The organism is Coleofasciculus sp. A1-SPW-01, assembly GCF_040217205.1.
Taxonomy (GTDB): Bacteria; Cyanobacteriota; Cyanobacteriia; order Cyanobacteriales; family Coleofasciculaceae; genus Coleofasciculus; species Coleofasciculus chthonoplastes_A.
Window position 1 is genome coordinate 1 of record NZ_JAVJNP010000035.1, and the last position, 5243, is coordinate 5243.

Below are 5243 nucleotides of genomic sequence, written 5' to 3' on the forward strand. Positions count from 1 at the left end.
CTCCATTAATTTTATCCCTAAACCCGCCCCTACATTGGATTTTCTGTCCCGATATCAGATTTTCCGATTAACCTGAAACCCGATAACAAAACCCACCGGATTCCCAACCGCGATCGCACCTTTAAAATGTCGGGGTGAAAGTGGAGTCGGGCGGGTTTTGTAGAAAGATGATGGGTGACTCCATTAATTTTGTCCCTAAACCCGCCCCTACATTGGATTTTCTGTCCCGATATCAGATGTTCCGATTCACCTGAAACCTGATCACAAAACTCATTTGATTGTTAACCGCGATCGCACCTTTAAAATGTCGGGGTGAAAGGGTGGAGTCGGGCGGGTTTTGTAGCAAGATGATGGGTGACTCCATGTTTATTGACCAGTCTAAGCTGTTCGGCATTTAAACCGTAATGTCAATAAGGGCGCAATCCTTGTAGTGCGTTAAGCGAAGCCATGCCGCAGGCTTTGCATCTTGCTCGCTACTAATACCCAATTTAAATGCATGACAAGCTTAATCTAAAAGCGCTAAAGCGCAAACAAACTACAAACTCTTAAGCCTGGGAACTGGTGAACTGGTCTCCCTTTTCCTCATAGCTGAAGCCTTGTTTTTCACGAACGATCGCTAAACCTTCTTGTAGTGCTGTCAAGCGATCGCCCATCCAGTGATGTCCGGGAATTAAACCAGCAATGCCTAACTTTTCTAACCTACTTTTTATCTTCCCAGTTGCGCCAACAACAATCACTTCTCGTCCTTGATCGATCGCCTCTTGAATCGCATTTTCGATCGCCAAGGAAGACGTTACCCCCAGGATAGGAACTTCACCTAAATCGACGATCAAAACATCATAATTGACAATGGCGTTGTGTTCTCTGGAAATAGCTTTGGCGACACCAAAAATCATCGGTCCACTTAGATGGAACAGTAAAACTCGCCCATTCGCCACATCTAAAATGTGCTTTTCCTCATCAGTGAGAACAATCTGATCATCCGCATCAGTAATCGCTTTAACTGCATTTGATTGTAGTTTTGATAGGTTTTCGATGGTTAATATATTCGCGATAAATACCCCAACGGCTACAGCGATCATTAAATCCACAAACACCGTTAGCAGTACCACACCATAGACAATCCCTGCTGCTTTCCAAGAGATTTTGTGAACCCGCTTGAGAAAGCCCCAATCAATGATATTCATCCCAACTTTTAAAACAATTCCAGCTAAGACAGCGAGGGGAATAACAGAGGTTAAAGGAGCCGCCCACAACACCACGATGAAAAGCACTAAAGCACGGCAAATACCCGATAACGCCGTGCGTCCACCCGCTTGGATATTCACCACCGTCGCTGTTGTTGCTCCAGACCCGGCGATCCCACCACATAGACCCGTAATTAAATTAGCAACACCTTGACCAACTAACTCTTTGTTGGACTTGCAGTCTTGTCGAGTTAGACTTTCGGACACGAGACAGGTTAATAGGCAATCGATAGAACCTACTGTCGCCAACACAATTGCATTAACGAACATTAACCGCGCATTTCCGGGTGTAAAAGCAGGCATTTGTAGCTCAGGCAAACCCGGTGTAATTTCTCCAATCGTGCCAATTGTGCGAATCTCAACACCACTAAAGAAAATCAGCGAAATGGCTGTCCCAATCACTAAAGCCACCAATTGAGGCGGCATCACTTTTTTAAATTGGGACGGGTAAAAGAACAGAATCGCTAAGGTGATGGCTCCTAAAATTGTTTCCCAAGGATCGATATTTGTGATTAAAGTAGGCAGATTTTGGATTACACCCAAGACACCCCCAGACGGAGTTTCTTGTCCTAAGAAAGGAGCCAGTTGCAGAAAAATTAGAATCACGCCAATTCCGGTCATAAATCCGGAAATAACGTTATAGGGCAACATCGTAATATATCGCCCCAATCGTAATACCCCAAAGATAATTTGAAAGACTCCTGCCATCATCACCACAGTAAATGCCAGGGCGAGATAATTGTCCGGATTATTCGCTTGAAGTCCAGCAATTACAGCGGTTAAAATAACCGTCATTGGACCGGTTGGTTCAGAGATAAGGCTCGGTGTACCCCCAAATAAAGCGGCAAAAAATCCAACTAATATTGCCCCCCACAACCCCGCCGCCGCACCAGCGCCCGAAGCGATTCCGAAGGCTAATGCCATGGGTAAGGCAACAACAGCCGCCGTCAACCCGCCAAAAATATCTCCTTTGAGGTTACGAACGTGAATTTGATTGGTTATTTGCATGAAATAGTGTTCTCGATTAACAAATTACGGTTACCCAAAGGAATAACTTATATAGCGCTACGCGCCAGGGAATAGGGATTGTTGATGAATACCCACAAGGAAATTTATGATTTCCATAGAGTGTATCATGGTCATTTTACAATTTGCAACAAAATAGAGTAGGGACACAATATATCGTGTCCCTACGATAAATATGTCCAAAACCTGAGACTATTCAGATTTAGCCACTCGCTTTAACAGCACCGCTTGAGAATCGGCTAACTCAAAGCAGCGTAAATCTGCCAAGCGATCGCCACCATCCAAACCCGGAGACGCGATCGCGACTTGCCATTCGTTCATATCCAATTGCAACCAGTCTCCCACAGTAACCTTTATCGGTTCTCCCCCCATGTGCGCGACTATGGCGATTTGTTGATCATGATCATCAGGATTACTGCGAACCCCGTAATATACCGTCCGTTCCTCATCACTGATTTTATTGAATCGATCAATTCCAGCTAAATTGTGACCTAACCAGGGATGAGCATGGCGGAAACGACGCAAGCTCAGGTTATACTCTGTTCTTGCTGCATCAAGCTTGTCCTCATAGTGAGAGACATTACACAGTTCGTAACAGTCTTCCATGAACATCAACGCGAATGACTTGAGCTTTTCAAGGGTCAACCCTTTCAAGAAATTCACCATTTCTGGCTTATTCAACTTTTTCAGCGGCTCAATATCACACTGATCCGTATTGTCTCCCAAACAGAACTGGCAAGCCTGAACCACTTCGGCGAGATTGTAGTCCTTTTCAGTCATGGCAACTTGCAGCGCCCTGCCAAACTCCCGCAATTCCTCTAGCTGACTAAATCCCAAGGACTTCAACCGACTGAAACTTTCCGGTGCGTCGTAGAGTTCGGGCGTCACTTGCCAATCCAAGAACCCAATTTCCTCAGAAACCACCTTGACCCCATAGCGTTCATCGGTATTGCGGAAAAACATCCACGGGGCGTGCATTGTCGCATTGATAAAGTCCATGGGCAATCCGGGACTGAACCCATACACCCACAGCGTCACCGCCGGGTTATCATAAGCATTATTTAACACCTCTGGCAGCGTACTGCCTAAATTCCAATTAATCTGGGCATCTAGCGGAATTTGATTACCTCGGCGCACGGTATCATGATTACCACAACCCGTGATCCAATGATCTCCTTCAAAGATCACCTCACAAACCCGTCGCCATTTGCGATCCCAAAACTTTTCCAAGGCTGGGGTGTTATGGGCAAAAATCAGGGGTCCCCATTGGAACGATTCCGGTTTCAGGTGAATTAATTCCCGGTACGTCGAAATATCTTCCCATCCTTCAGCAGGCCACGGACGACCATCTTCAAAAATGGTGAATAAGAGTCGTTGATGCCCTTCAATATCCTGAACCACATCACTCATCGCCAGTAGATAGGCATCATCATATTCCACCAGTCCAGACAGAGGATTAAAGAAGCGGAAATCTTGACCCCCATCAATCCGTACCCCATCAGCGCCCGTGTTAATTTTACGCCGCTGCATTTCCAAAAACATTGCCCGTACCGTCGGTAACTGATGGTTCAAGTCTTGACCGTACATATTCGGACCTTTGAGGAACTGGCGATGCAGGAGTAACTCCGATTGGTTATCTGCATGACCATACACCAGGTCATAGATAATTTGAATTGGACCGGTGGGAAAATTATGCAGGGTGGCGATAAAGTCTACCAATTCATCAGGACGCAAGCTACCCAAAAGCGCTGCATTTGTAGCACTCGATCCCAAAATTGGCACGTCATAACCCCAATCCTGGGTATGGGGTTTAGTCAGTTTAATTTGCAGATCATCTCCCTCTTCAGCCGTACAGACAAAAAATTCACTTTCTGGACTGTATTCGTCTCGGTACTCAATCGTGGGTTCTATGGGTAATAGCTGAACCGAGTCGTACCCCACATAGTTTTCTTCGGCTGGGGTTAAGGGAAGATTGCCGGCTAATTTACTAGCAATTTGGCGATAAATACGGGTTAATCCCTCAACCGTTCCCTCCTGAGAGGCGGTGCCAATATGAAGCTGTAAAATGTTCCGGGGGGCTGGCACACGCGGAAGCGTTAGGGGATCAGATCGGACGCTGGTGGCTTTGAAGTAATCCAGATCGGCTCGTTTTTGCTGTAAGCTTGCCATATCATACAGTTCCGCCGGTCCAAACACCCCATAAGGCATGGAATAGGGAATCGTATCCCGAATCGCTTGTAGGTTCCCTTGCTGATCGACAAAGCGCAGCCAGTAGAATGATCCCATCTGCTCACGGTTTCCGGGGCGCATTCCAGCAACCACACCCCAATGGTATTCCCCTTCTTGTTTCAAGAATAGGCGATCGCGACGAAAGGAGACGGTTTGCTCAACCGCCCGACAATCAATCGGCTCAAGGGGGGTTAAGACTTCCAGATAGATTTCCATCTTCCGCATCACCTGCGCCAATAACCGGGGTGTCCAGAAGCCAATTTCGGTTAACCCATCAGCACGGTAATGCGCCCCCAAGCGTCCGGCTATGGCTTGAGCTTTTTCAAAATAGGTGGCGTCTGAATGTTCAATGGTAGCTGCCCAATCTATGAGTTCTTGGGTGGCATCTTCAACCAATTGAATTGACGGTTTCGTATCAACTTTCACAATAACTTTTCTCGCAACCACTACCCAACTGCTGTACGGGTGACTGAATCCTGACTTTCGGAATCGGTTTACCTGTACGGCAATTCCCGTCAAGTTTAACAGTCCCACAGCTTCTCTGAGAGTAAAACACGTTTCTAGTTGATCCCAACACTCTGAAGGATGAAATCCAATTAGATAAACTACCCAGACCTGCTAAGAGCTGAGGTCTGGGTTTTTAGTAGCCCGCTCAGTCATCGAACAAGCTAAGACTTCGGCGTGAGCGCTCAGTCGAACGCTGAACATACTTAATAGTTCGGCTTAGCTTGCACGATAACC

Annotated in this window: 2 protein-coding genes; both read right to left on the reverse strand. The window is 46.5% G+C overall.

The window, feature by feature from the left end:
- Window positions 1–545: 545 nt before the first annotated feature.
- The gene (gene bicA / locus RH949_RS05970) at window positions 546–2255 is read right to left on the reverse strand and encodes a bicarbonate transporter BicA (protein WP_446352216.1); all 1710 of its coding nucleotides are present in this window, start codon (window positions 2253–2255) and stop codon (window positions 546–548) included.
- Between the two features lie 210 nt (window positions 2256–2465).
- On the reverse strand, window positions 2466–4928 hold the full coding sequence (gene gghA, locus RH949_RS05975) for a glucosylglycerol hydrolase (protein ID WP_446352217.1): 2463 nt from the start codon (window positions 4926–4928) through the stop codon (window positions 2466–2468).
- Window positions 4929–5243: the final 315 nt, after the last annotated feature.

Bases quoted from the DNA above. Each gene is read 5' to 3' on its own strand.
- bicA (WP_446352216.1), bottom strand. From the start codon at position 2,255: ATGCAAATAACCAATCAAATTCACGTTCGTAACCTCAAAGGAGATATT.